At 53.4% G+C, this 24,764-nt stretch carries 30 protein-coding genes; all 30 read right to left on the reverse strand.

What is annotated here, in order from left to right; genetic code table 11:
- Nucleotides 1–17 precede the first annotated feature (17 nt).
- A complete protein-coding gene (locus NMQ00_RS09415; protein ID WP_255176492.1) occupies nt 18–857 on the reverse strand; it encodes a MinD/ParA family protein in 840 nt (279 codons plus the stop codon).
- Nucleotides 836–1,915, reverse strand: a complete 1,080-nt coding sequence (locus NMQ00_RS09420; RefSeq protein WP_255176493.1) for a flagellar biosynthesis protein FlhF — start codon at nt 1,913–1,915, stop codon at nt 836–838. Before NMQ00_RS09420 ends, NMQ00_RS09415 begins: the two co-directional genes overlap by 22 nt.
- On the reverse strand, nt 1,916–3,934 hold the full coding sequence (gene flhA, locus NMQ00_RS09425) for a flagellar biosynthesis protein FlhA (protein ID WP_441294617.1): 2,019 nt from the start codon (nt 3,932–3,934) through the stop codon (nt 1,916–1,918).
- A 13-nt stretch (nt 3,935–3,947) separates the two neighbouring features.
- Nucleotides 3,948–5,039, reverse strand: coding sequence for a flagellar biosynthesis protein FlhB (gene flhB / locus NMQ00_RS09430; RefSeq protein ID WP_255176495.1), 1,092 nt, complete (start codon nt 5,037–5,039; stop codon nt 3,948–3,950).
- Nucleotides 5,036–5,806, reverse strand: coding sequence for a flagellar biosynthetic protein FliR (gene fliR / locus NMQ00_RS09435; RefSeq protein WP_255176496.1), 771 nt, complete (start codon nt 5,804–5,806; stop codon nt 5,036–5,038). Before fliR ends, flhB begins: the two co-directional genes overlap by 4 nt.
- Nucleotides 5,803–6,075, reverse strand: a complete 273-nt coding sequence (gene fliQ, locus NMQ00_RS09440) for a flagellar biosynthesis protein FliQ (protein WP_021067134.1) — start codon at nt 6,073–6,075, stop codon at nt 5,803–5,805. The genes fliR and fliQ overlap by 4 nt, the downstream gene beginning before the upstream one ends.
- Before the next feature lie 11 nt (nt 6,076–6,086).
- Nucleotides 6,087–6,752 (reverse strand): flagellar type III secretion system pore protein FliP, encoded by a 666-nt coding sequence (fliP, locus tag NMQ00_RS09445; RefSeq protein ID WP_034777218.1) that lies wholly within the window; start codon nt 6,750–6,752, stop codon nt 6,087–6,089.
- Nucleotides 6,749–7,243 carry a flagellar biosynthetic protein FliO gene (locus tag NMQ00_RS09450; RefSeq protein ID WP_255176497.1) on the reverse strand — a complete coding sequence of 165 codons (495 nt, stop codon included), beginning with the start codon at nt 7,241–7,243 and terminating at the stop codon, nt 6,749–6,751. Before NMQ00_RS09450 ends, fliP begins: the two co-directional genes overlap by 4 nt.
- Nucleotides 7,240–7,605: a response regulator gene (locus tag NMQ00_RS09455; RefSeq protein ID WP_021067131.1), complete on the reverse strand. Its 366-nt coding sequence runs from the start codon at nt 7,603–7,605 to the stop codon at nt 7,240–7,242. Before NMQ00_RS09455 ends, NMQ00_RS09450 begins: the two co-directional genes overlap by 4 nt.
- 12 nt (nt 7,606–7,617) lie before the next feature.
- Entirely contained in the window at nt 7,618–8,724 is a 1,107-nt protein-coding gene (gene fliY, locus NMQ00_RS09460; RefSeq protein WP_255176498.1) for a flagellar motor switch phosphatase FliY, read from the reverse strand.
- Nucleotides 8,721–9,710, reverse strand: a complete 990-nt coding sequence (fliM, locus tag NMQ00_RS09465; RefSeq protein ID WP_255176499.1) for a flagellar motor switch protein FliM — start codon at nt 9,708–9,710, stop codon at nt 8,721–8,723. The genes fliY and fliM overlap by 4 nt, the downstream gene beginning before the upstream one ends.
- A 9-nt stretch (nt 9,711–9,719) precedes the next feature.
- Nucleotides 9,720–10,169: a flagellar basal body-associated FliL family protein gene (locus tag NMQ00_RS09470; RefSeq protein WP_034777211.1), complete on the reverse strand. Its 450-nt coding sequence runs from the start codon at nt 10,167–10,169 to the stop codon at nt 9,720–9,722.
- Nucleotides 10,162–10,383, reverse strand: a complete 222-nt coding sequence (locus tag NMQ00_RS09475) for a flagellar FlbD family protein (RefSeq protein ID WP_255176500.1) — start codon at nt 10,381–10,383, stop codon at nt 10,162–10,164. Before NMQ00_RS09475 ends, NMQ00_RS09470 begins: the two co-directional genes overlap by 8 nt.
- Nucleotides 10,383–11,174, reverse strand: a complete 792-nt coding sequence (gene flgG / locus NMQ00_RS09480; RefSeq protein WP_255176501.1) for a flagellar basal body rod protein FlgG — start codon at nt 11,172–11,174, stop codon at nt 10,383–10,385. The genes NMQ00_RS09475 and flgG overlap by 1 nt, the downstream gene beginning before the upstream one ends.
- Before the next feature lie 11 nt (nt 11,175–11,185).
- Nucleotides 11,186–11,617, reverse strand: a complete 432-nt coding sequence (locus NMQ00_RS09485) for a flagellar hook capping FlgD N-terminal domain-containing protein (protein ID WP_255176502.1) — start codon at nt 11,615–11,617, stop codon at nt 11,186–11,188.
- Complete coding sequence (locus tag NMQ00_RS09490; protein WP_255176503.1) at nt 11,589–12,641, reverse strand: flagellar hook-length control protein FliK; 1,053 nt, start codon at nt 12,639–12,641, stop codon at nt 11,589–11,591. Before NMQ00_RS09490 ends, NMQ00_RS09485 begins: the two co-directional genes overlap by 29 nt.
- A gap of 20 nt (nt 12,642–12,661) precedes the next feature.
- On the reverse strand, nt 12,662–13,222 hold the full coding sequence (locus NMQ00_RS09495) for a MotE family protein (protein WP_255176504.1): 561 nt from the start codon (nt 13,220–13,222) through the stop codon (nt 12,662–12,664).
- Between the two features lie 4 nt (nt 13,223–13,226).
- A complete protein-coding gene (locus NMQ00_RS09500; RefSeq protein ID WP_255176505.1) occupies nt 13,227–13,661 on the reverse strand; it encodes a flagellar FliJ family protein in 435 nt (144 codons plus the stop codon).
- The gene (fliI, locus tag NMQ00_RS09505) at nt 13,658–14,977 is read right to left on the reverse strand and encodes a flagellar protein export ATPase FliI (protein WP_255176506.1); all 1,320 of its coding nucleotides are present in this window, start codon (nt 14,975–14,977) and stop codon (nt 13,658–13,660) included. The genes NMQ00_RS09500 and fliI overlap by 4 nt, the downstream gene beginning before the upstream one ends.
- Nucleotides 14,964–15,686: a FliH/SctL family protein gene (locus NMQ00_RS09510; RefSeq protein ID WP_255176507.1), complete on the reverse strand. Its 723-nt coding sequence runs from the start codon at nt 15,684–15,686 to the stop codon at nt 14,964–14,966. The genes fliI and NMQ00_RS09510 overlap by 14 nt, the downstream gene beginning before the upstream one ends.
- Complete coding sequence (gene fliG / locus NMQ00_RS09515; protein WP_255176508.1) at nt 15,670–16,677, reverse strand: flagellar motor switch protein FliG; 1,008 nt, start codon at nt 16,675–16,677, stop codon at nt 15,670–15,672. The genes NMQ00_RS09510 and fliG overlap by 17 nt, the downstream gene beginning before the upstream one ends.
- Before the next feature lie 5 nt (nt 16,678–16,682).
- Complete coding sequence (gene fliF / locus NMQ00_RS09520) at nt 16,683–18,251, reverse strand: flagellar basal-body MS-ring/collar protein FliF (protein WP_255176509.1); 1,569 nt, start codon at nt 18,249–18,251, stop codon at nt 16,683–16,685.
- 21 nt (nt 18,252–18,272) lie between these two features.
- Nucleotides 18,273–18,557, reverse strand: a complete 285-nt coding sequence (gene fliE / locus NMQ00_RS09525; RefSeq protein WP_255176510.1) for a flagellar hook-basal body complex protein FliE — start codon at nt 18,555–18,557, stop codon at nt 18,273–18,275.
- 13 nt (nt 18,558–18,570) lie between these two features.
- Nucleotides 18,571–18,999, reverse strand: coding sequence for a flagellar basal body rod protein FlgC (gene flgC / locus NMQ00_RS09530; protein ID WP_034777187.1), 429 nt, complete (start codon nt 18,997–18,999; stop codon nt 18,571–18,573).
- Nucleotides 19,000–19,001: 2 nt separating this feature from the next.
- Nucleotides 19,002–19,370: a flagellar basal body rod protein FlgB gene (flgB, locus tag NMQ00_RS09535; protein WP_255178706.1), complete on the reverse strand. Its 369-nt coding sequence runs from the start codon at nt 19,368–19,370 to the stop codon at nt 19,002–19,004.
- 274 nt (nt 19,371–19,644) lie between these two features.
- Nucleotides 19,645–20,424 (reverse strand): GTP-sensing pleiotropic transcriptional regulator CodY, encoded by a 780-nt coding sequence (gene codY, locus NMQ00_RS09540; RefSeq protein WP_016508279.1) that lies wholly within the window; start codon nt 20,422–20,424, stop codon nt 19,645–19,647.
- Nucleotides 20,425–20,461: 37 nt separating this feature from the next.
- The gene (gene hslU / locus NMQ00_RS09545) at nt 20,462–21,832 is read right to left on the reverse strand and encodes an ATP-dependent protease ATPase subunit HslU (RefSeq protein WP_214752713.1); all 1,371 of its coding nucleotides are present in this window, start codon (nt 21,830–21,832) and stop codon (nt 20,462–20,464) included.
- The gene (gene hslV, locus NMQ00_RS09550) at nt 21,829–22,377 is read right to left on the reverse strand and encodes an ATP-dependent protease subunit HslV (RefSeq protein ID WP_255176511.1); all 549 of its coding nucleotides are present in this window, start codon (nt 22,375–22,377) and stop codon (nt 21,829–21,831) included. Before hslV ends, hslU begins: the two co-directional genes overlap by 4 nt.
- An 11-nt stretch (nt 22,378–22,388) precedes the next feature.
- Nucleotides 22,389–23,270: a tyrosine-type recombinase/integrase gene (locus tag NMQ00_RS09555; RefSeq protein ID WP_255176512.1), complete on the reverse strand. Its 882-nt coding sequence runs from the start codon at nt 23,268–23,270 to the stop codon at nt 22,389–22,391.
- A 186-nt stretch (nt 23,271–23,456) separates the two neighbouring features.
- Nucleotides 23,457–24,764: an FADH(2)-oxidizing methylenetetrahydrofolate--tRNA-(uracil(54)-C(5))-methyltransferase TrmFO gene (trmFO, locus tag NMQ00_RS09560; protein ID WP_255176513.1), complete on the reverse strand. Its 1,308-nt coding sequence runs from the start codon at nt 24,762–24,764 to the stop codon at nt 23,457–23,459.

The following is a 24,764-nucleotide window of genomic DNA, read 5'->3' on the forward strand; positions in this document are numbered from 1 at the left end:
ATAATGCCTCCCTGTCGTTAGACTCGGTTCCACTGACGTTTCAAGTTCCCCATCAAGCGTTCCATGAAATGACGCGGTTTCGGCGGCGTCCCGGTCAATGTCGTTAAAATCCGTTCAAGCCGCCAACTGATATCACTTTTTCGGTCCAGATGGTAAAACGGGACTTGGGCGATGACCGCTCGTCTGACCGTGGCGTCATCTGGTAAATACCCGAGGAATCGAATCGATTTCTTTAAAAACTGCTCACATGCAACTTCCATTCGTTCAAAACATTGCAGCGCTTCCTCACCCGATTGGGCTCGATTGACGATCACACCGAGCGGCAAGTCCGGACTTTGACGATGGACGAGCTTCGTGTAGGCGTATCCATCCATGAGCGAGGTCGGTTCGGGCGTCAAGATGAGAAACATCTCATCGCACCCCTCGATAAACTGGAGTGACGTGTCTGTCGCCCCGGCCCCCATGTCGAATAAGACATAATCGTATTCGGTCAGCACTTCGAGTTCACGCATAAAAAATTGCATATCTGCATGTGAGAATTGGACTAGTTCGTCGAGCCCACTTCCCCCATGTAATATATCGACACCTTGCACGTTTTTCTGAACCGAGGCAGCGAGCGGAATTCGCGCTTTCACCGAATCCATCATCGTCCGTGACCTCGATGCGTTCAATAAGATGTGCACGTTCGCCATCCCGATGTCGAGGTCGACGATCAAGACGCGTTTCCCGAGCTCGACGAGACCGATTGCTGTATTGACGCAGACATTCGTTTTGCCGACCCCGCCTTTCCCACTCGCAAAAGCGATTGTCGTCGGTGCGGTCTCCGTTTTCGCTCTCAGACGTCTTGCTTGGTCCATTGGGTCCACCCTTCTTTCTCAAGCAAACGATCCGTCAGTCGGTCCGGCTCCCCGGCGACGAGGTCATCCGGCACTTCTTGCCCGTCCGTCAACCAAGCGACCGGTAGTCCGCTTTCTCGGACCATTCGATACATCGCATGGATGTCGCTCGTCTCATCGGCTTTCGTGAAGATTAGCGACCGAAGCGGCAACGGTTCAAATTGGCGATAAATCATTTCCATATCCCGCATCTTCGACGTCAAGCTGAGGACGAGTGACAAGCTCGTCTCCGAGAAATCATGATAGCGCTCGAACTGCTCGACGTACGCCTCGTCGCGGAAGTTGCGACCAGCCGTATCAATCAGGATGATATCTTTCCGTGCGAACAGTTGCTTCGCCCGTTTGAAGTCATCGAAATCGTAGGCGACCTCGACCGGGATGTCTAAAATCTCGGCGTACGTTTTCAATTGTTCGATCGCCGCGATTCGATACGTGTCTGTCGTGATGAGGCCGACCGACAGACCGTGCTCGAGCTTGTAATGGGCGGCGAGTTTCGCGAGCGTCGTCGTCTTACCGACCCCGGTCGGACCGACGAGCATCATGTACCGCTTCGGTTCGGGCACAGGCAAGAAGGAACTCCGGATTTGGTCACGCACGTAGCGTTCGACGACTTCCACCGATTTTGTCGTGTAATACAGCTCATTGATCGCTTCGTCCCATGTCTCACTGTGAAACGATTCAGAGGCGAGCAGTGATTCGACGTGCGTCAGTGCCGCCGGCAAGCGTCTCGTTGCCGAGAGTTCAGGCGCAGGAATCGAGACGTTCTTCGGTTGCACTTGACGCTCTGACATCTTCACAGGTTTCGGTGTGGCGGCCGGTTTCACAGCTGCACGCGGTTTGACGGCGAGCGGCGCTTTCTCGAGCGCGGCGATGACCTCGACGTGTTGCGAGGCAAACAGGCCGAGCCAGCCTTTCTTCACTTGGCGGGAGTTCAAGATGACGGCATCGTCGCCAAACTCTTGTTTGACTTTCGTCATCGCTTCCGCCATCGTCTTGCCAGTATATTTTTTGATTTGCATTTAAATCACCCCAATACTTTTCACTTCAATCGAGCTGAGCAGTTCGTTGTAGGCGAGGACCGGCACGTCCGGATAATACCGTTCGAGCAATTGTCTCACGAACAGACGAATCGTCGGCGAGCAGAGGATGACGGCCGAGGCTCCGTAGCGTTCGAACATCGACAGTTGCTCGCCCGAACGTTCGATAATCTCGCGCGCCTGTTCCGGGTCGAGCGCCAAATAGTTGCCGAACTCGGTTTTTTGAACGGCGTCTTGAATGAGCTGTTCGGTTTGGCCACCGAGCGTGACGACGTAGAGCGGTCCGTCCGGCGGGCTGACTTGGTCTGTCAATTGACGAGACAAGCCTTGGCGGCAATATTCGCCGAGGATGTCGGCATCTTTCGTCACTTTGCCGTAGTCGGCCATCGTCTCGAACAAGAGCGGTAAATTGCGAATCGAGACGTGTTCTTTCAATAGATGACGTAGCACTTTTTGAATGTCCCCGATTGAGAGGACCGATGGTGTCACGTCTTCGACGAGTACCGGGTGCGTCTCTTTCAAGTGTTCGACCAACTGCTTCGTCTCTTCGCGACCAAGAAGGTCGGCCGCGTGCTTCTTGAGCGTCTCGGTCAAATGCGTCGCGACGACCGACGGCGGATCGACGACCGTGTATCCGCTCATTTCGGCGCGGGTACGCGTCTCTTCATCGATCCAGAGGGCCGGGAGGCCGAACGCCGGTTCCGTCGTTTCAATGCCATACACTTCCGGGTCTTCAATGCCAGGGCTCATCGCCAAATAATGATCGAGCAAGAGCTCTCCTTCGGCGACGACGTTCCCTTTCACTTTGATTCGGTATGCGTTCGGCGACAGTTGCAAATGATCACGAATCCGAACCGTCGGCAAGATGAAGCCGAGTTCAAGCGCGAGTTGACGACGAATCATGACGACCCGGTCAAGCAAATCGCCGCCTTGCGATTCATCGGCGAGCGGAATGAGCCCGTAGCCGAACTCGAATTCGATGGCATCGATTTGTAAGAGCGACACGACGGTCTCGGTAGGTGCCGATGGCTCTTCTTCCGGCAACGGTGTATCGATGACTCGTTTCATGTTGCGGCGCATCGTGTACGCCCCGTAGAAAGCGACACCGGCGATAAAGAGCGTCACCGGGAGCAAGCTAGGCGAGATGATTCCGAGCATGATGACGATTGAGCCGGCGATATAAAGGAGCGTCGGGTTTTGACCGAGCTGGTCGACGACGTCTTCCCCTAAGTTCCCATCCGACACGGCACGCGTAACGATGATCCCGGTCGCCGTCGAGATGAGGAGTGCCGGGATTTGACCGACGAGCCCATCCCCGATTGTCATGAGCGAGAACGTCTGGAACGCCTCACCGACCGGGAGTCCCATTTGGACGGTCCCGATGATGATCCCGAAAATCAAGTTGATGACGACGATGATGATTCCGGCGATGGCATCCCCTTTGACGAACTTCGAGGCCCCGTCCATCGATCCGTAAAAATCAGCTTCACTTTGAATCTTTTTCCGGCGGATTTGAGCATCCTTGTCATCGATTAGCCCTGAGTTCAAGTCGGCATCGATCGCCATCTGTTTACCAGGCATCGCGTCGAGTGTGAAGCGGGCCGAGACTTCGGATACACGCTCGGCCCCTTTCGTGATGACGACGAATTGGATGATGACGAGGATGAGGAAGACGACGAACCCGACGAGCACGTTCCCGCCGACGACGAAGTTCCCGAACGTGGCGATGACTTCCCCACCGTATCCGGTCGATAAAATCGAGCGCGTCGTCGACACGTTCAATCCGAGCCGGAACAGCGTCACGATCAGTAAGAGCGAAGGGAAGACCGAGAAGTCGAGTGCTTCGCGCGCGTTCATCGCAACGAGTAGAATCAGCAAGGCGATGAGTATATTAACAATGATTAAAAAATCTAATATGAACCCCGGTAACGGGATGACGAGCATGACGACGATCATGAGAACGCCAATCAATACCGCGAAATCTTTCGCTTTTACAGCCAACACATACTCCTCCTCAAGACGGTTGTTTCAATTGATAGACGAACGCGAGCACTTCGGCGATCGCCTGATAAAACGACTCGTCAACGACTTCCCCGATGTCCATTTGGGCGTACAGGGCACGGGCCAACGGTTTATTTTCCACAATCGGGATGTCATGTTCTTTGGCCGCGTCGCGGATGTTGAAGGCGACTTGGTCGACGCCTTTGGCGACGACGAGCGGCGCAAAGTCTTTCGTGTCGTCATAGCGAATGACGACGGCATAATGGGTCGGGTTCGTGATGACGACGTCCGCGTTCGGAATTTCTTGCATCATGCGGCGCATCGCCATCTCCCGTTGTTGTTGTTTAATCTTTGACTTGATGAGCGGGTCACCTTCGCTGTTTTTATATTCATCTTTCACGTCTTGTTTCGACATGCGAATCGATTTTTCAAAATCGAATCGTTGGTAGAAGAAATCGAGCAGCGCGAGCGCGAGTAAGGCGACACTGACCCATAGTCCGAGTTCGATTGTGATGCTCGCGAGTGCGATGACCGATTCACGGACATGTTCGACCGCCATCCGGGACAGCTCTTTTTGGTTTTGCCAGAGCACGGCAACAGCAGTCGTCAGGATAATCAATAATTTGAATAAGGACTTTAAAAATTCGACGACTGCTTTCATGCTGATAATCCGTTTGACCCCTTTGATTGGATCGATGCGTTCGAGCTTCGGTTGAATCGCCTCGGTCGAGAACAACGTCCCGATTTGAAGGTAGTTGATCAAAATCCCGAACACGACCGCGACGACGAAGAACGGACCGACAATCAGGCCGACACGAAGCAACAAATCGGTGAGCATCCCAGACAAGCCATTCGATAAGTCGAACAATAAATAGCTCGTACCGAGCAAATCTTTCGTCAAGCCGAACAGCTGCTTGCCGAGATACGGCCCAAAAAACGATAACATGAGAAACATCGCGAACAAGGCAAAAGCACCGGTCAAATCGGCCGACTTGGCGACTTGTCCTTTCTTGCGCGAGTCTTCCCGCTTTCGTGGGGTCGCTTTTTCGGTTTTTTCTCCTGCAAAAAATTGAAGATCGACCGATAAGGTATATAGAGGCTTCATGAGGCGTCTCCTAGCAATGTCATAAAATCACGCAACACTTCTTGTAAGATCGGGATGAACTGACTGATGCCGTTCAAGGTCAAACCCATCATGACGACCATGACCGAGAATCCCGCAATCAGTTTGAATGAGAATCCGATTGCAAAAATATTGAACTGCGGGGCCGATTTCGCCAAGAACCCAAGCGCCATGTCGACGAGCAAGAGTGACGCCATGAGCGGAAAGGCAAGCTGCAAAGCGACCATCATCGTCATCGTGACGACCTTGACGGCCATCATGAGCGATGCTTCACTGAAGTCGATGATCGGCTGGCCCGGCGGATAAATTTGAAAGCTATAATAGATGCCGTCGATTAACAATAAATGTAAGTTACTCGACAACATGATAAACAACGTAAAGATGTAATAAAATCGTCCGATTAACGGCGACTGTCCTCCGAACATCGGGTCGTACGCCGATGCCATCGCGAGTCCGAGCTGTAAATCGATGACGCCGCCCGCAATCTGAGGCGCGAAGAATAAAATGTTAATCAAAATGCCGAGCACCAACCCGATCAACACTTCGTACAAGACTTGCAAGATGTACGCTTGACCGAGATCGAGCGGCTCTGTCACCGTGAACATCGCATAGTACGCTAAAAAGGCACTGAACGCGACGCGGTGCATGACCGGCAGTTGCCGGGACGAAAATAACGGGACGCTCACGAAGAAGCCGGAAAGACGGGCGAACGTCAATCCATAGAGACTGATGAAATCGACCGCGTTCATTTCGAGGCGACCTCGACCATCAGTTCAAAAATCAAACGGGTGAACCCTTCGATTTGTTGCAGCATCCAAGGCCCAAAGACGACGAGCCCGATAAAGACCGAGACGATCTTTGGGACGAACGATAGTGTCTGCTCTTGAATTTGTGTCGTCGCCTGTAAAATCGAAATGACGAGACCGACGACGAGCGAGATCAATAAGAGCGGCATCGAGATTTTCAATAACGTCCACACACTCTCCGTCGCCAAATAGATGACCATTTCCTGCGTCATATTCGTTCCTCCTACATACTTCTAAGCAAGGACTCCACAATCAAGTGCCATCCATCCACCAACACAAACAGTAACAATTTGAACGGCAATGCGATCATGACCGGCGGAAGCATCATCATCCCCATTGACATGAGGACACTCGCCACGACCATATCGATAATCAAAAATGGCAAGAAGATCATGAATCCGATTTGGAACGCCGTTTTTAACTCGCTAATCGCATAGGCCGGGACCATCGCGAGCAGCGGAACATCTTCGACCGACTCAGGTTGCTCATAGTTCCCATATTTAATGAATAATTGCAAATCTTCTTGGCGCGTGTATTGGGCCATGAACCGCTTCATCGTATTCCCTGCCTCTTCGAACGCCTCGTCTTGACTGATCCGGTCGTCCATATACGGCGAGAGGGCCTTGTCATTCAACTCTGATAGCACAGGCGACATGACGAACAACGTGATGAACAGGGCGAGCCCGATAATCAGCTGGTTCGGCGGCGTCTGTTGCGTCCCAAGTGCCGGACGGATGAACGAAAGCACGACGACGACCCGTGTGAAACAAGTCATCAAGATTAAAAACGATGGTGCGAGCGTGAGCAAGGTGAGCACGACCAACAATTTGATTGAGGTCGATGTACTGTCTGGCGTCTCCAAGTTGATTAATTGTTCAATCGTCGTCATCGTTTCTTCCTCACTTCTTCAATCTGGGCCAACTGTTGTTTGAACGTGTCGAGGAAAGCCGACGAGTTCGACTGGTTCAAGGCCGGGGCATCGAGCGCCGCCTCGTCCATCGCTTCGGCATCAATCCGGTCGAGCAATTGAATCGAGTCACCGACACCGAGCACGTACACTTGTTCACCGAGCTTAACGAGTTGCACCGAACGGTCTTTGCCGAGCGGGACACCGCCGAGATGGGTCAAATGCTGAGCCGACTTCACGCCTTGCGTCCGTGCGTTCAACCAACGTACGAGGACGAGGAACCCACCGATGACGACGACCAGGCTCAAGATGAGCTTGATGGCCGTGCCGACCGATGAGACGGCCGATGTGACCGGTTCGTCTTTCGTGTCTGGCTGTTGCTGTTCGAACTGTTGGTCGACGGTGGCGGCCTCGACCGTGGCCGGGATGAATAACCCAGCCACGAGAAGGATAATCAACCACCACTTGTTCATTGTGCGACCGTTTTTGAGACTGCCTCGACAACACGTTCAGCGTTGAACGGTTTGACGATGAAGTCTTTTGCCCCTGCTTGAATCGCATCGATGACCATCGCTTGTTGTCCCATCGCCGAACACATGATGACTTTCGCGTTCGAATCGAACCCGCGGATTTCTTTCAAGGCTGCCAAGCCGTCCATTTCTGGCATCGTGATGTCGAGCGTGACGAGATCGGGCATGAGCTCACGATATTTCGCGACTGCATCGACACCGTTCTCCGCTTCTCCGACGACTTCAAATCCATTCTTTGTCAAGATATCCTTAATCATCATGCGCATGAACGCCGCATCATCTACCACTAAAATTTTTGCACTCATTGTTCTTCCTCCTTAAACGATGCCAATCCGCTCGTGCGGTTGGATAATTTCTGTTACACGGACGCCGAAGTTCTCTTCGATGACGACGACTTCGCCGCGGGCGATCCGTTGTTGGTTCACATAAATATCGACCGGCTCACCGGCTAGTTTATCGAGTTCGATGATCGACCCTTGCGACAACTCGAGCACTTCGCGGACCGAACGTTTCGTCCGTCCGAGCTCGACCGTCACGCTGAGCGGGACATCATATAAGAGACCGAGGTTCGCTGGAATCGATTCGTTCGTCGTTGGTGCATGCAATGGCATAAATTCGGCTTGACTGACAGCGACTTCCGGTGCCGACTTCACTTCTTGACGAACTGGTGGCGGTGGCGCAGCAGCGGCCGGTGCTTTCGGTGCCTCTGGCTTCGGAGCGGCCGCAGCCGGTGCGACCGGTTGTGGCGCGGTGGCCGTCATCAGTTCATTGACGAGTTGCTTCCCGAATTGAATCGGTGCGATTTGGACGATTTTTGAATCGATTAACGTACCGACTTTCAAGTTGAACTCGATTAACACCATCGTTTCCCAAAGTTCAAGACGATCGATAATCGTCTGGGTCTTCGTCGCATCGAACACTTCGACGAGCGGCGGTGAGATATCGATTTTTTTCGAGAACACGGTCGACAATGACGTCGCCGCTGCTCCCATCATTTGGTTCATCGCTTCTTGCACGGCCGAGAGCCGGATTTCATCCAACCCTTCCGGATCGACATCGATTCCGTTCCCGCCGAGCATCAAGTCCGAGATGATGGCGGCGTCTTCACGTGTCAACACGAGGACGTTTTCGCCTTTCAAGCCTTCGGTGTAACCGACGCGAAGCGCCACGTGCGGTGTCGGATAACGCTCACGGAGCGCATCGATTGTGACTTCGCTGACGATCGGGGTCGTGATTTCTACTTTTTGTTGCAGTAACGTCGATAACGCCGTCGCCGAGTTTCCGAACGAGATATTCCCAATCTCTCCTAAAGCGTCGCTCTCCATCGAGTCAAGATGCTCTTCGGGCTTCGCCTCTGATTTTGACGAATCGCTCGTCCCTCGCAATAACGCGTCTATTTCATCTTGTGACAACATCTCACTCATTGCTCTTCCTCCTTCACCCGGTGGAGCACTTGGACCGCCATCCGCTTCCCGCTCACACCGACTTGCCCTTTGAACACTTTATTTTCCCCTACCATGATGGATAACGGGTCTTTCGCTAATTGATCGAGCGTCAAACAATCGCCGACCTCTAAATGTAACAAGTCACCAAACGTGATCGACGTCTCTCCGAGCAGGGACACGACTTCAACCGTCGAGTTCATCAATTGGGCTTTGAGCGGTTCTTTGCTGTTACCGCTCGCGTTGCGGCGGTTGGCCTCCTGCATCCAGTAATGGCTCGACAGTTTGGATAAGACCGGCTCGATCGTCACGAACGGTAAGCAGACGTTGATCGTGCCGCTCACTTCGCCGATGGTGACACCGATCGAGATGAGGACGACCGTCTCGTTCGGCGAGACGAGTTGAAGAAACTGGGGATTAACTTCGACCGCGGTCATCTCTGACTTGATCTCCGCAATCGACTCCCACGCCTCCCCGTATCCGGCAAACGCTCGTTTATACAACTGGGTCAAGATGCGCATCTCGATTTCGGTGAAGCTCTCGACTTTTTCGATTTCGACCCCGGGACCACCGAGCAGGCGGTCGAGCATCGCGTAGGAGATGTTCGGGTTGACCTCGATGATGAAGCGGCCGTTGAGCGGCGGAGCCTCAATCAAGTTGATCATCGTCATACTCGGAATGGAATGAATGAATTCATCGTACGGGAGCTGCTCGACCGAGTTGACCGTGAACTGCACGTACGTCCGGAGCTGCGCCGAAAAGAACGTCGTCAACATGCGTGTGAAATGTTCATGGATTCGGGTCAGACTTCGGATTTGGTCTTTCGAGAAGCGGACCGCCCGTTTAAAGTCATATTGCCGAACCTTCCGCTCTTCTTCTTGATTTAAAAACGAGTCGGCTTCGACGTCCCCGCTGCTTAACGCCGATAGCAAGGCATCAATTTCTTGTTGAGATAAGACTTCTCCCATGATGCCACCTCACTGTATGATTTTCTTCGTCATATAGACTCGTTGGACCTCACCTGACTCCAACAGGCCGTTTAATTGTTTACGGAGCGACTGCTCAAACTTCTGCATGTCCTCTTTCGTCGTGAGCTGGGCTTTCGTCATGCCGGCCAAATCCCCGAGAATGACGTTATGCACCTGGAACTTCCGAAGTTCGAGATCTTCTTTCGTCTCGGCGGCATCGGTCACGATCGTGAACTGGACGTTGATGAAACGCTCATCTTGAATGTTCGTTGTCATGTCGTCCGTCGTGAAGCTTCGTTCGGCCAACTCTTCGGCCGTGACCGGTTTTGTCTTCGCAGTCACGTTGTCACCAAATAAATATTTATAAGTCATGAATCCAGCCCCGCCCATTACGAGCAGGACGACTAGCAGGATGAGCACCATCTTCATGGCGCCACCTTTTTGTTTTTCTTCACTCATCTTCTTCTTCACCTCGTATGCCTGTCGTTCCAACTAGACCAATCGATGCATAAAATGCGATCGTCCGGTCGATGATTTGTTGTTTCGTCTCGCTGACGATATAGGTCTTTCCGTTGTATAGGTGAATGATTGTGTCAGGTTCAGCCTTGACCGTCTCGATGAACAAGGCGTTCAACACGAGTTCTTCACCACGGAGCGTCGTGACGTGAATCATCAGCGTTTCAAGTTGACGAGTTCTTGTAAAATCTCGTCTGATGTCGTGATGATACGCGTGTTCGCTTGGAAACCACGTTGCGCGACAATCATTTCTGTGAACTCTTCAGACAAGTCGACGTTTGACATCTCAAGTGCACCCGATACGAGTTCCCCTCGACCACCTTGACCAGGAATACCGATTTGTGGTGCTCCCGAGTTTTGAGATTGGATGAAGTTGTTTGCACCGACTTTTGACAACCCGGCGTTGTTGGCGAACGTGACGACTTGAATTTGACCGACGACTGTTGAAGCACCAGCGTTATCGACATAACTAACTTGTCCGTCTTTCCCGATCGAGAGTGACTTCGCCCCGGCTGGAATGTTAATGCGCCCGCCTCCGATTCGTTGGACGTACGCCCCATCACCGTTGACCAAGTCTCCCGCATTGTCCGTATAGAAGTTACCGGCACGTGTGTATTGGGTTTGACCATTCACATCTAGGGCGAAGAACCCTTCACCCGAAATTCCGACGTCAAGTGCTCTTCCTGAGTTTTGCATGGCCCCTTGGTTATAGACGTTGTCGACGGTCGCCATCGTCCCCCCGAGACCGACTTCTTTAGGGTTGACACCACCGCTCAAACCGTTTGCTGCCGTCGCACTACCGACTTGCTGGCTGACGAGATCTTTGAACGTGACGCGTCCTTTTTTGTAACCGAACGTGTTGACGTTGGCGATGTTGTTTCCGACGACGTCAAGCTTCGATTGGAAGTTTTTTAATCCACTGATTCCTGAGTACATTGCTCTTAACATGATAATTCCTCCTATGCTGATTTGATGGAAGTGATGTTGTACACGTTGACGGACTTTCCGTCTTCAAGGTCGGCTACGTAGCCGGCTTCGGTTTTTGAAATCGAGAGGACACGTCCTGAACCTTTAATCGTCTCGGTTTCCGTCTCCGTCGTATAATCGACCGTTTTACCGATCATATTGCTGAACTCCGAAATCGAGGCCATCTGGCGGTCGACGAGCACAGCGTCGAGTTGTTTCGAGATCGTCTGCATCTGTTCGAGAGAAGAGAACTGAGCCATTTGGGCGATAAACTCACGATCTTCCATCGGTGACATCGGATCTTGGTTAGCGAGTTGGGCGAGCAATAGTTTCAAGAACATGCTTTGATCGTATTGGTTCGTCGCCTTCGGCATCGATTGATCCGGAAGTGTGTAATCATTCGTCTTCGGCTGGATGGTCGTCATCTTCTGGTTCTCCTTTCGGTTGTTCCTGCTGTTCCGGTTCCGGTTGATCGAACTCGTTGAAGCCAGACCCTTTCGCCTCAAGCGCCTGTTGCGTCAAGTTGATCTCGACGCGGACGTTTTGCGTCAGCGGTTGGAGCGTCTGTTGCAGCTGTTGGACCTGTGACTGAAGTAACTGCTTCGCTTCTTGGTTGCTCGCAAACAGTTTGACAACGAGTTCCCCGTTTTGACGTTCGAGTTTAACGACGAGTTCGCCTAACTGTTCAGGATAGAGCCGGACCGTGAACACTTTAGACCCATCGGCCCCGCTCTTGAACGGCGCGCGTTGCAAGGCTGCTTCGATTCGAGCCTGCAAGTTCTCCGGTAACGAGCCTTTCGAGGCGTACATCACCATCTCCGAATCGATTTGCGGTTTCGACCAGGTCATCCCTTTGGGCATCCATTCGGTCTCTTTCAGCGTTGGCTGCAATTGCGCGATTTGCGTTTCGGTTTGAGTAAGACCGGGTAAAGGTTTTGGGGTCTGCCCAAGCGTTCCTTTAAATTGCGCAACAACTTGCTGGATGATGCGCACGTTCTCTTCGACTTGGTCGGTCGGCACGGGTGTAACGAGTGCTTCCGTTTCCTTCTTCGTCAGCGTGAACGAAATCGTCGGCGCTGCCACTTGTCCGGTGAGGAGCGTGGGCGGCACGGCCGCTGTCGTCTCGGCTATTGCCGCTGATTGTTCCGGGGCGACTTGGTTCAAGATGCCGATGTATGCATCCATGAACTTCCGATAAGCGTCTGCCGGCAGCGATTTCAACCATTGCAGGCTGTCTGGCTGTTGGAGCCATTGCTCCAATCGGTTCGAGACATTCTCGAGCGGCAGCGATTCCTCGTCTTCCGCGGCGACCGCCATCTCAGGGGATGGCGTCGACGTGCCGAGCATCGTCGAGAGCAACTCCAAAAACTGGCCGGTCGGGGTCGCAGTCGTTTCCCCGCCTTTTTGCGTCGTCCCTTGTACTGATTGGGCGAGTAAGGCGATATTCATCATCATGTCCTCCTTTCTTGTCACTGGAGCAATTGCGTCACGACGGCGGCCTGCTGGGCATCCATCCGTCCTAAAATGTCCGCTTGTTGCTTCGGCGACAATTCTTTCAGTAAGTTGGCCACTTGTGGGCTCTCGAGCTCGTTCATGATGGCCGCGGCTTGTTTGGCGGACATCTCTTCATAGACGCGAGAGACATCCGATGTTTCTTCTTCCGTCGCACTTGCCGTCGCCAGTTCCGCGACGAGCCGGTCCCGCTCTTTAATCAACTTTGACACTTCCTCTTGACGCGCCTTTACTTCGTTCGTCAACTCGACATTGTCTGCCCGAAGTTTCTCAATCTCGGCGTTCGCCACTTTCAAACGATTTGCGGTATCGTTGTCGATCCCGGTCACGTTCACGTTCGTCTTCACTTTCTCTTCCGGCTCTTGTTTCGCACCGATCTCTAAAAACGGGACCGATAACAACGGACGGTCCATCGCATAGTTCATGACGACGATGCCTCCAACGAGTAGAAAGATGGCCGGGACGAGAACGAGCGCGACCAATAGCTGTCTTCCCCGCTTCGAGCTGTCTTTTTCCATCGGTTTACTTCCCTTTCCCGTGATGAATCACTGCCAGCTCATCGATGAAATGTTGTTCGACGAGCTTCGTCGCAGCCACTTCATGTTGACTGACTTTTTCGTGCAACGTTACATATTTCTTTTCTTCGACGACTTTTCCAAGCAGTCGTTCCTGTGACAAATGGTACCGATTGCGCGCCTGTTGGACGACGAGCTGTTGCGTCTCGATTTGACGTTTCAACCGTTCACGTGTCTGCTCACGGTATTGCGACATGAGCAGGTCGATGACACCGTCCTGTTCATCTTGACTCTTCATGAGCGACTCATACGTCAACACGAGCCGATAGAGCGCCTCCATCTCCGTCTCGAACCGTGCTTTCTGTTGTCTCATCTCCGTAGCGGACTCTTCCTTCTCATGTTCCGCGATTGGCATGATGCGTTCTAACAATAGTCTGTTCATGGTTCACCTCGCACGATTTTAGCCAAGCGTTCAAGCGATTGCTCGAGCGGGGCCTCTTCTTCGATGGATTGCTTTAAAAAGGTCAATAAGTTCGGATACTGCTCGATGGCGGTATCAATCGCCGGGTTCGTCCCTTTTTTATAGGCCCCGATATTGATCAAGTCTTCGGCGTCCAAGTATGTCGCCAACCAGCCGCGGAACGTTTGAGCGACCTCACGGTGCATCGGCGTCGCAATTTGGTTCATGACGCGGCTGATCGATTTTAAGACGTGGATGGCCGGGAACTGGCCACGGTTCGCGAGCGAACGGTCCATGACGAAGTGACCGTCCAATATACCGCGCACCGCGTCCGCGATCGGTTCGTTCATATCGTCACCGTCGACGAGGACGGTGTAAAAGGCGGTGATCGAGCCCGTCACGGCCGTCCCGCTACGTTCTAATAGTTGCGGCAACATCGCGAACACGGATGGGGTATACCCTTTTGACGTCGGAGGTTCACCGGTCGCAAGACCGATTTCTCGTTGCGCCATGGCAAAGCGGGTCACCGAGTCCATCATGAGGACCACTTCCTTGCCTTGGTCCCGGAAGTATTCGGCGATGGCAGTAGCCGTATAGGCCCCTTTCAACCGAACGAGGGGCGGCTGGTCGCTCGTCGCCACGATGACGACTGAGCGGGCCATCCCTTCCGGACCGAGTTCTTTCTCGATGAACTCTTTCACTTCGCGACCACGCTCGCCGATCAGGGCGATGACGTTAATGTCGGCCGACGAGCGTTTGGCGATCATCCCGAGCAGTGTCGATTTCCCGACACCGGAACCCGCGAACAATCCGACCCGCTGTCCTTTGCCGACCGTCAACAGACCGTCGATGACGCGGACGCCCGTCGATAAGACATCTAAAATCCGCGGCCGTTCGAGCGGATTGGGCGGTTTCCGAAGGACATCGTAGCGCTTTCCCGGTGAGGCTGCTTCGCCAGACAAGGGACGGCCGAGACCGTCGAGCACTTGTCCGATCAGCTCGTCACCGACCGGGACTTGAAGCATCCGTCCCGTGCCTTTGACCATACAGCCCGGGGCGATTTGGGTCGTCTCCCCGTAAGGCATGAGGAGCACCCGCGCCTCGTTGAATCCGACGACTTCCGCCTCGACGTGTTGGCCGGAGGGGAGTTCAATCAAACAGCGTTCCCCGATGAAGGCGCTCGGCCCCGTTGATTCGATCATCAGTCCGACGACACGGCACACCCGTCCGACCTTCCTGACATATTCGTCCTCGGCGGACGCAGTGATCGTCTCAAGGACGTGATCAATAAGCGCCATCGGCCAAAACCTCCTCGATTTTGGACTGGATGCGTTCAAAGCTATAGTTCAAATCAAGCTCATTACCGTGGTGCGGCGTCTCAATGCGTACGCTCGTCTCACTCAAACCGGCATCTGCCCGGTACTTCAATGGGGGGCCGTCTGGTGTCGCCCACTCCGAATCGAAACGTTGAATTGAAGCGAGACGGGTCGGATGGACATACACCGTCAACGACTCGGCATCGAGCTGACGGAGCAACTGTTCTCGAATCTGATCGGCGAACAGCGCCTCTTCTTGTCGGACAAGCTGGGTCGTGACACGGGCGCTGACTTCGATGGCAAGAGCGACGAGCTGTCGCTCCGCGTCCCGCCACTTCGTATCGAACAGCTGTTCAAGTTCGACAGCGACGGTGTTCAGCCGCGTCGTCAACTCGTTATACTCTGCCTTGCCTTCTCGTCTGCCATGATCAAACCCGGCGTCAAACCCTTCTTGCCGGGCCGACGTCAACACTTCCTCCCGCAACACCGCGAGTTGTTGTTCCATCGCGTTGCGACGCTCTTGAAGCGCGGCTTCGTCTCGGCGAAGCTGTTCCCGACTCTGTTCCAACTGTTCATTTTTCTGGTCATACTGCTCCACCGACACCGGTTCAAGGAACGGTTTCGAGTCGATTCGTTGCGGCTCGAGCGATGTCGCGTGGTAGCGTTTAATCACATTAGACAACGATGTCATCTCCTCCACCGCGGCTGATCACGATCTCTCCGACGTCTTCTAGGCGACGGATGATGCCAACGATACGACTTTGCGCTTCTTCGACGTCACGCAACCGGACAGGCCCCATGAATTCCATGTCTTCTTTGAACGTTTCGACCATTCGTTGTGACATGTTTTTGAAGATGATCTGTTTGACTTCTTCGGATGAGACTTTGAGGGCGAGCAAGAGATCGTCGTTCGCCACTTCGCGGATAATCCGCTGAATCGCCCGCGAATCGAGCGTGACGATGTCTTCGAAGACGAACATCCGTTTTTTGATTTCTTCGGCCAATTCTGGATCTTCGATTTCAAGAGCATCGAGAATCGTGCGCTCGGTCGTACGGTCGACGCCGTTGAGCACTTCGACGACCGCCTCGATGCCACCGGACTGGGCGTAGTCTTGCATATCGGTTTGGGACAAGTTCTTCTCAAGGATCTGTTCGATCTCATGAATGACGTCCGGGTTGAGTCGATCCATCGTCGCAATCCGTTTGGCGACTTCCGATTGAATCTCGGGCGGTAATTCCGATAGGATCTGTCCCGACTTGACCGGTTCGAGATGAGCCAAGATCAAGGCGATCGTTTGCGGATGCTCGTTCTGGATGAAGTTGAGCAACTGTTTCGGGTCGGCCTTGCGGGCAAACTCGAACGGTCGTACTTGGAGCGTCGATGTGAGCCGGTGGATGAGGGCCATCGCCTTTTCTTCCCCGACCGCTTTCTCGAGCACCGTTTTCGCAAACCCGATCCCGCCTTGCGTGATATAACTTTGCGCCATGGCGAGTTCGTGGAACTCGCCCATGATCGCTTCTTTTTGTTCGGATGATACTTTCTTCAAGGCCGAGATTTGTAACGTCAATTGTTCCATCTCTTCTTCCGACAGATGCTTGTAGACGCTCGCTGCCACTTCAGGTCCAAGCGAGATCATGAGCATGGCCGCTTTTTCCCGGTTCGGTTGTTTTGCGTAATTCACGGTACTCACTCCTCAGACATCCAAGTACGGAGCAGTTTGGCAAACTCTTCAGGGTTGCTCTCTGCCAATTTCTCCAACTGTTTCTTCTTGACGGCCCCTTCGCCTCGTTCTTCAAGGTCGAGGTCCGGAACTTCGTCTTCATACGGGACTTCCCATTCGTTCGACTCGGCAACTGGTTCGCGGTTGCGTTTCCGCATCGCGAAGAACAATAGCGCGAGCAAGACGACGGCACCTGCTGCTGCCGCATACATCCACCACTGGGTCGGTTGTTCGACGGTAGCCGCTTCCTCCGTCTCAGCGAACGGACGCGATACGACGACGACTTTCTGTTCAAGCTCCGCCTCGGTGAGCGCCTCGCCGGTCTTGGCGAGCGATGTGCGGATGATCGAGTACATCATCGTCTCGAGATCACCCTCGAGTTGCGGGTCGATTGCCGTCGCCCCGTTCGGCGGTTCGACAATCAATTGAACACCGAGATCGCGGATTGAGTACGGTGCGTTTTGAATCTGTTTCGTGATGCGGTTGACTTCATAATTTATGATTTCATGATTCTTTTCGCTCTCTTCTCCCCCGGTGCCGGTGGCGGCCGGGAAATTGACCGTATCGTTCTCAGCCGTGCCCGCCGCGGTCGCCGCTCCGGTACCGCCGGTGTACGCTTCAGCGATTCGTTCCGCCGAAGTGACAATCCCTTCCATGCTCTCCTCGTTGACAGGTGTCACGAGGTTTTGCTCTTCCGCCGATTGCGTCGTATCGATATCGGCCGTGACCGAGACGAGGACGCTCCGCTCTCCTAAGAGAACCGAAAGCATCTGTTGAATCTGTTGACGGACATCTTTTTCAACTTGGCGTTTCAAGACGAGCGGGTCGGTAGATGATCCTCCGGCCGTTGTCGTTTGGTCCAAATCGTAATACGTAAAATATTGGTCCATGACCGAGATGTTTTCTGGTTTCAAGTTCGGCACGCTCTTACTAATCAAATGGTAGAGCCCTTTCACCGTCGCTGGTTCAAGATTCGTACCTGCTCCTAAATTTAAGACGATCGAAGCCGTCGGCTCGCCTTGGTCTTCCGCCAAGAAGACCGATTTTTCAGGAATCGAGATGATGACTTTCGCTTGGTTGATCCCTTCGATTTGTGTGATCAACCGCTCGAGCTCGGTCTGCATCGCGCTCCGTTCGATGACGGCCATCTCGCGGTCGGTCGTCCCGAAGCCCGCGTTCTCACTGAAGAAGCTGTAATCGATCGCCCCTGATTTCGGGATGCCTGCTGCAGCGAGGCTGACTTTCAATTGATCGACTTGTTCGCTTGGTACGTATACGCTCACACCGTTCGATGTCGCTTTAATTTCGGCTTTCACACCGTCAGCCGTCAGCTTCTCTGTAACCTCGCCCGCTTCTTGGGCGGACAGGTTCGTATAAAGCGGAGCCATGTTCGGGCGCGACAGCCAGATGGTCAAGACCACCGCGACGAGAAGTACGCCAGCGATGACGAGGCCCCAAAAGATTTTACGGTTCGTCTTCATCGTTTGAAGGGAACCGGTCAGTGAACCGAATCGTTCTTTTAACTTTTCATTCATCGCAACTCGTCATCCTCTACTTTAAACTTGCATTCGCATCATTTCTTGATAGGCCTCGACCGCTTTGTTTCGCACCTCAATGGCGAGTTGCATCGCAATCGACGACTCTTCGCTTTGAATCATGACTTGATGTAAATCCGCTTTGCCAACAGCAAGGTCGGCCCGGGCTGAACTCGTCGCTTGTTGGACGTCGTTCAACGATTGCATCGCCTCGTTCAAATACGTTCCGAACTGAGACGGTGTCTCTTTCACCGTCGGCGTTACGGTCGGTTGTGTACCGATCAACTGTATAGGGTTAATCTGCATCGCTTGTCACTCCTTATCCTTTACCGATTTCCATCGCTTTGACGAGCATCGCCTTCGTGGCGTTCATTGCTGCGATGTTTGCCTCGTACGACCGGGTCGCCCCCATCAGGTCGACCATCTCTTTCAACAAATCGACGTTCGGCATTTGAACATAGCCCCGGTCATCCGAATCCGGATGGCTCGGGTCATAGACGAGCTTATATGGGCTCTCGTCTTCCACGATTTGCGATACTTCGACGCCGCCGCTGACAGCGGACAACTGTTGTCGAAACGGCGCTTCCTGCAAGACGGTCATTTTCCGCGTATACGGTTGCCACTCTCCGTCGACGAGTTTGCCTCGCGTCGTCTGGGCGTTCGCGATGTTCGCGGATACCGTGTCCATCCGAAGCCGTTGTGACGTCAATGCTGTCGCCGAGATATGAAAACTATCAAACATCCCCATTGTTAACGTCCTCCTCTAATGACGGTCTTGAGTCCGCCGAGTCGGCGGTTCAGTTGTTCCATCATCGCTTCGTATTGAAGTTGGTTCCGAGCCAACTCGCTCATCTCATAGTCGAGATCGACGTTGTTCCCGTCGCTTCGCATCGCCCCTCCGGCCCGGTCCGTGATCGTCGTCGCCGAGCGCTCGCTCGGACGGCCACCCGCCAGCTTGAGGCGCATCTCGTTGTTCAACGTCTGTTCGAACACGGCCTGTTTCGCCCGGAAGTTCGGGGTATCGATATTTGACAGGTTATGGCTGATGACTTTTTGATTTACGACCGAATGGTTGATCGCTTGCTTCATTAATTGATAGTCGGTGCCGATCCAATTCATGCGTTTCACTCACTTTCACCAAAAGAATGCATGTATATACCTTATTTGGAAAATCTACTATTACATTGAAACAAATCTGTAACAGTGTTGAAAGATATTTTTGTTAAAACAGGTAAATGCTATCTTCTCTTTTTGTCGAATTTACGGCGAATTCTGAAAATAATTACTTTTGCACTAAAAAAAAGCGCCCCCGACGTATCGGAGGCGACTTTTTAAGTCGAAAGTCCTAATTCAATAGACTTCCCTTTAATTCATATACTGAATCGTCTTTATTTCAATTCGATTTCAACTTTTGTAATTCGAACAAGAAGTTGTCATTTAGTATCTTAATATACGTTCCTTTCATACCAAGCGAACGTGATTCGATGACACCTGCGCTTTCCAATTTGCGGAGCGCATTGACGATGACCGAACGTGTGATTCCCACTCTATCGGCAATTTTGGAAGCAACTAACAGACCTTCGTTTCCACCGAGCTCCTCGAAGATATGTTCGATCGCTTCGAGCTCTGAATAAGAGAGCGAGTTGATCGCCATTTGAACGACCGCCTTCTTACGAGCCGACGCCTCGGCTTCGGCCGCTTTCTCACGCAGGATCTCCATTCCGACGACCGTCGCGCTATATTCTGCCAAGACGAGGTCGTCTTCCGTGAACTCATTGTTGAGACGGCCGAGTACGAGTGTCCCGAGACGTTCACCGCCTCCGATGATTGGGACGATCGTCGTCATCGAGTCGAGGAACAGTTCACGGTTCTCGACCGGGAAGGCTGTATATTCACTGTCGATGCCGATGTTTTCTGTCGTCTCTTTCACGTTGAACAAGTTCGAGGCATAAGGCTCCGGGAATTGGCGGTCGACTAAAAACGCCTTCATCCGTTCGTTCTCGATCTGTTGTTTGATCGCGAAACCGAGCAAGCGGCCGCGACGGCTCACGATGAACGTATTCGCTTCGAGTACTTCGCGCATTTTGTCCGCCATTTCTTTAAAATCAACGTGCGCGCTTGCCTCTTGTTGAAGCATCGTGTTCAATTGGCGTGTTTTGTCTAGTAAGTTCATAATTCTTATTTTCCTCCCTGTATGTGCATACAGAATCTTATAGTATAAATTGGCTCAAGTCTCGATCTTCCGCGATCGATCCGACTTTTTCTTTCACATAAGCCGGTGTGATTTGAACGTGTGTCTGCGGCATATCGGCCGCCTCGAACGACAAGTCCTCAAGCACGCGCTCCATGATCGTGTACAAGCGGCGGGCCCCGATGTCGTCCGTCTCTCGGTTGACGTGCGTGGCGATACGAGCGATCTCTTCGATGGCCGAATGCGTGAACTCGACACTGATCTCCTCAGACTCGAGAAGAGCGGTGTACTGCTTGATGAGTGCTTGGGACGGCTCGGTCAAGATCTTGACGAAGTCTTCTTCGGTCAAGCTGCCCAATTCGACGCGAATCGGGAACCGACCTTGAAGTTCAGGAATCAAATCGGACGGTTTGGCCATATGGAACGCGCCGGCGGCGATAAACAGCACGTGGTCCGTCTTGACCGGGCCATACTTCGTCACGACGGTCGACCCTTCGACGATTGGGAGGATGTCACGTTGGACCCCTTCCCGCGAGACACCAGCATGATCTTGCGACTTCGTCGCAATCTTGTCGATCTCATCGACGAAGATGATGCCCATCTGCTCACTGCGGCGGACGGCCTCGTCATGAACCTCGTTCATGTCGAGCAAGTTCTCCGCTTCTTCAGCGACGATGAGCGGTCGTGCTTCACGGACTGGCAGTTTGCGCTTTTTCCGTTTTTTCGGCACGATTTGACCGAGCATGTCTTGGAGATTCGATAGTCCTTCCATGCCTTGTCCTTGGAACAAGTCGACGGTCTGTTTTTCTTCGAGGTTAACCTCAATCAACCGTTCTTCGAGCTCACCGAGTTCAAGCAAGCGGCGCAATTGCGCGCGATCGGACGACTGTGTGCTCGTCGGTTCCTCGGTCTTTTGACCTTGACCCCCGAACAGCGCCTCAAACGGATTGGATGCGGTCGGCTCGACCTTGGCTTTCCCTTGCAGGGCGTCGAGGATGCGTTCGGTCGCTGCGACCTCGGCTTGTTCTTTCACGCCTTCTTTCTTCTCTTCCTTCACGAGACGGACCGAATCCTCGACGAGGTCCCGGACCATCGACTCGACGTCACGTCCGACGTAACCGACTTCCGTGAACTTCGTAGCTTCGACTTTGACGAACGGTGCACCGACGAGTTTGGCTAACCGTCGTGCGATCTCCGTCTTCCCGACACCGGTCGGTCCGATCATCAAGATGTTCTTCGGTGTCACTTCATCGCGCAAGTCGGCGCTCAGTTTTTGACGCCGATAGCGATTGCGGAGCGCGATCGCGACCGCGCGTTTCGCATCTTTCTGTCCGATGACGAAGCGGTCTAGCTCCGCTACGATTTGGCGTGGTGTCAGTTCACGTTTCATTCAGAATCGCCTCCGATCGTTTCTACGATAACTTGGTCGTTCGTATAGACGCACAACTCCCCGGCAATCTCGAGTGCGGCCCGGGCTATATCTTCAGCCGTTTTTTCCGGCGAATGACGCACGAGCGCACGTCCGGCGGCGAGCGCGTAATTGCCGCCCGAACCGATGGCCAAGATGCCGTCGTCCGGCTCGATCACTTCTCCGTTCCCAGAGACGAGCAGTAAATGGTCGTTATCCATGACGATCAATAGGGCCTCAAGTTGGCGCAACATCTTATCCCCGCGCCATTCCTTGGCCAGCTCGACGGCTGCACGCGGCAAGTTGCCGTTGTACATCTCAAGTTTTGATTCAAACTTTTCGAATAACGTGAACGCATCGGCGACACTGCCGGCAAATCCGGCGACGACTTTGCCGCCATAAAGACGCCTTACTTTTTTGGCCTTATTTTTCATGATGACGGCGTTCCCGAACGTGACTTGTCCATCTCCGCTCATCGCGCCGTGTCCGTTATGACGGACCGCGAAAATCGTGGTTGCATGAAACATCTGATGACCTCCTACTTTCTCGGATGTGTAGCTTGATAGACCGCTCGCAGACGCTCAGTCGAGACGTGGGTGTAACGACCCGTCGTCGAGAGCGACTCGTGTCCGAGCAGCTCCTGGACGGCGCGGAGGTCCGCCCCGCGCTCGAGCAGGTCCGTCGCAAAGCTGTGACGGAGCGAGTGTGGCGTCAACGGCTTGTGAAGGCCCCCAAGTTTTCGGAGACGCTTCATGACGTAGCGAATTTGGTCCGTTGTCACCCGATTCCCTTTTTGACTGAGAAATAATGCCGTTTCCTGACTCGTTGCGCACGTTTGCCGCAAGTCTAAGTAACGGTCGAGCGCCTCGATGGCGAACTGTCCGATTGGGATGTAACGTTCTTTCTTCCCTTTCCCGACGACGTGGACGAACGCGAGGCCAGTATCGTAGGACGACACGTCCATGCCGCACAACTCGGCGACACGCATGCCTGTCCCGTACAACATCTCGACAATGGCGACGTCACGGGCGCGCAGGAATGGGTCGTCTTGCCCTTCGGCTGCCTTCAGGAGCTGTTCGACCTCGCTCGGCACGGCGAACGTCGGTAGCGTCTTGCGACGCTTCGGCGACGTCAGCCCGTGGAACAACGGTTCGCCGCCCGTCTCGCGTGCCACAAATTTCCCGAATTGTTTGAGGCATGATACTTTTTGGGCGACCGTCGTCGTAGCGGTGTCTGCCTCATAAAGGGCATATAAATAACGCCGCGCCGACTGCACATCATATGGATCTTGATGTGTCGATTGGCAATAAGCGGCGTACTGGTCGAGCGTCTGCTCGTAAGAGCGTTTCGTATGAGGAGACAGTCGGCGTTCGACTTGGCAATAGCGTAAAAATGATTGTTGATCGTCAACGAATCCCATCCTCTCGCCTCCCGGTTTTCAGCTTAAAAACGCATGTTCCCGTCAAATCGAAATTAGCATAGCATACACAGTCAGAGGTGACAATAGATACCTCTTCAATAATCTGAAAATTTTCAAAGTGTTGTACAAATTACACAATTGAAATTTAGATTCATAAAAAAGGAGCCAAAAAATGGCTCCTTTCCCTTAAATCTCTTTATACTGTTGAATCGTTTCGAGGGCGCGGTTCGCGTAGCGCTCGTAACGTTCTTGTTTCTTCATCTTCTTCGGGGCATCTTCAAGCGATGGCACGAGACCGAAGTTCGCGTTCATCGGTTGGAAGTGCTTGCCGTCCGTCGTCGTGATGTAGTGCGCCATCGAACCGAGCATCGTCTCCCGGGGGAGGACGACGAGTTCTTCATCCGCGATCAGCTTCGCCGCGTTGATCCCGGCGAGGAGTCCGGATGCCGCTGACTCGACATAGCCTTCGACCCCGGTCATTTGACCGGCGAAGAACAACGTGTCGCGTGTGCGGGCCTGGTACGTCGGTTTCAATAGGCTCGGCGAGTTGATGAACGTGTTCCGGTGCATGACACCGTAGCGCACAATCTCGGCGTTCTCGAGACCTGGGATGAGTTGAAGGATCCGTTTCTGTTCGCCCCATTTGAGGTGCGTCTGGAAACCGACCAAGTTGTAGAGCGTGCCGGCCGAGTTATCTTGCCGCAATTGCACGACCGCGTGTGGGCGTTTGCCCGTCTTCGGATCTTCGAGGCCAACCGGTTTCATCGGTCCGAACAAGAGCGTCTTCTTACCGCGTTGGGCGAGGACTTCAAACGGCATGCAGCCTTCGAAGTAAATCTCTTTCTCGAACTCTTTGAGCGGGACGACTTCTGCTTTGACAAGTTCGTCATAGAACAAGTCGAACTCTTCTTCCGTCATCGGACAGTTGAGGTACGCCGCCTCACCTTTATCGTAACGTGATTTCAAATAGACCTTGTCCCGGTCGATCGTCTCGCCGTCCAAAATCGGCGCCGCGGCGTCGTAGAAGTAAAGGTAATCTTCACCTGTGAACGCTTTGAGCGAAGCCGAGAGGTCCGGTGACGTGAGCGGACCGGTCGCCATGATGACGATCCCGTCCGGAATCGCCGTGATCTCTTCGTTGTGCACGGTCACGTTCGGATGGTTCTTCAACGTGTCCGTCACGAATCCGGCGAAGTCATGACGGTCGACGGCAAGAGCGCCGCCGGCCGGTACACTTGCCGTGTCGGCCGCTTTCAAGATGAGCGAATCAAGCGTGCGCATCTCTTCTTTCAAGACACCGACCGCGTTTTGGAGCCCGTTCGCTCGTAGCGAGTTCGAGCAGACCAGTTCGGCGAATTGGTCCGTATGGTGTGCCGGTGTCTTTCGGACCGGTCTCATTTCATACAAATCGACTTGAATTCCGCGTTTCGCGAGTTGCCAAGCCGCCTCGGAGCCGGCGAGGCCCGCTCCGATCACAGTTACACGTTGCTGCAA

The organism is Exiguobacterium aurantiacum (genome assembly GCF_024362205.1).
GTDB lineage: Bacteria > Bacillota > Bacilli > Exiguobacteriales > Exiguobacteriaceae > Exiguobacterium > Exiguobacterium aurantiacum_B.

Coding starts and splice junctions, on each gene's coding strand:
- codY (WP_016508279.1), bottom strand. CDS start 20,424: ATGAACTTACTAGACAAAACACGCCAATTGAACACGATGCTTCAACAA.
- fliY (WP_255176498.1), bottom strand. CDS start 8,724: ATGAGTGAGATGTTGTCACAAGATGAAATAGACGCGTTATTGCGAGGG.
- NMQ00_RS09490 (WP_255176503.1), bottom strand. CDS start 12,641: ATGAATATCGCCTTACTCGCCCAATCAGTACAAGGGACGACGCAAAAA.
- hslV (WP_255176511.1), bottom strand. CDS start 22,377: ATGTTTCATGCAACCACGATTTTCGCGGTCCGTCATAACGGACACGGC.
- hslU (WP_214752713.1), bottom strand. CDS start 21,832: ATGAAACGTGAACTGACACCACGCCAAATCGTAGCGGAGCTAGACCGC.
- fliF (WP_255176509.1), bottom strand. CDS start 18,251: ATGAATGAAAAGTTAAAAGAACGATTCGGTTCACTGACCGGTTCCCTT.
- flgB (WP_255178706.1), bottom strand. CDS start 19,370: ATGAATTGGATCGGCACCGACTATCAATTAATGAAGCAAGCGATCAAC.
- fliM (WP_255176499.1), bottom strand. CDS start 9,710: ATGGGAGAAGTCTTATCTCAACAAGAAATTGATGCCTTGCTATCGGCG.
- fliQ (WP_021067134.1), bottom strand. CDS start 6,075: ATGACGCAGGAAATGGTCATCTATTTGGCGACGGAGAGTGTGTGGACG.
- NMQ00_RS09500 (WP_255176505.1), bottom strand. CDS start 13,661: ATGAACAGACTATTGTTAGAACGCATCATGCCAATCGCGGAACATGAG.
- fliR (WP_255176496.1), bottom strand. CDS start 5,806: ATGAACGCGGTCGATTTCATCAGTCTCTATGGATTGACGTTCGCCCGT.
- flhB (WP_255176495.1), bottom strand. CDS start 5,039: ATGAAGCCTCTATATACCTTATCGGTCGATCTTCAATTTTTTGCAGGA.
- fliP (WP_034777218.1), bottom strand. CDS start 6,752: ATGACGACGATTGAACAATTAATCAACTTGGAGACGCCAGACAGTACA.
- NMQ00_RS09415 (WP_255176492.1), bottom strand. CDS start 857: ATGGACCAAGCAAGACGTCTGAGAGCGAAAACGGAGACCGCACCGACG.
- NMQ00_RS09485 (WP_255176502.1), bottom strand. CDS start 11,617: ATGACGACCATCCAGCCGAAGACGAATGATTACACACTTCCGGATCAA.
- NMQ00_RS09555 (WP_255176512.1), bottom strand. CDS start 23,270: ATGGGATTCGTTGACGATCAACAATCATTTTTACGCTATTGCCAAGTC.
- NMQ00_RS09455 (WP_021067131.1), bottom strand. CDS start 7,605: ATGAGTGCAAAAATTTTAGTGGTAGATGATGCGGCGTTCATGCGCATG.
- NMQ00_RS09510 (WP_255176507.1), bottom strand. CDS start 15,686: ATGACATCGTTGTCTAATGTGATTAAACGCTACCACGCGACATCGCTC.
- NMQ00_RS09470 (WP_034777211.1), bottom strand. CDS start 10,169: ATGAGTGAAGAAAAACAAAAAGGTGGCGCCATGAAGATGGTGCTCATC.
- NMQ00_RS09450 (WP_255176497.1), bottom strand. CDS start 7,243: ATGAACAAGTGGTGGTTGATTATCCTTCTCGTGGCTGGGTTATTCATC.
- NMQ00_RS09420 (WP_255176493.1), bottom strand. CDS start 1,915: ATGCAAATCAAAAAATATACTGGCAAGACGATGGCGGAAGCGATGACG.
- fliE (WP_255176510.1), bottom strand. CDS start 18,557: ATGCAGATTAACCCTATACAGTTGATCGGTACACAACCGACCGTAACG.
- fliI (WP_255176506.1), bottom strand. CDS start 14,977: ATGGCGCTTATTGATCACGTCCTTGAGACGATCACTGCGTCCGCCGAG.
- NMQ00_RS09475 (WP_255176500.1), bottom strand. CDS start 10,383: ATGATTCACGTCACGACGCTCCGTGGTGAAGAACTCGTGTTGAACGCC.
- flgG (WP_255176501.1), bottom strand. CDS start 11,174: ATGTTAAGAGCAATGTACTCAGGAATCAGTGGATTAAAAAACTTCCAA.
- NMQ00_RS09495 (WP_255176504.1), bottom strand. CDS start 13,222: ATGGAAAAAGACAGCTCGAAGCGGGGAAGACAGCTATTGGTCGCGCTC.
- flgC (WP_034777187.1), bottom strand. CDS start 18,999: ATGGGGATGTTTGATAGTTTTCATATCTCGGCGACAGCATTGACGTCA.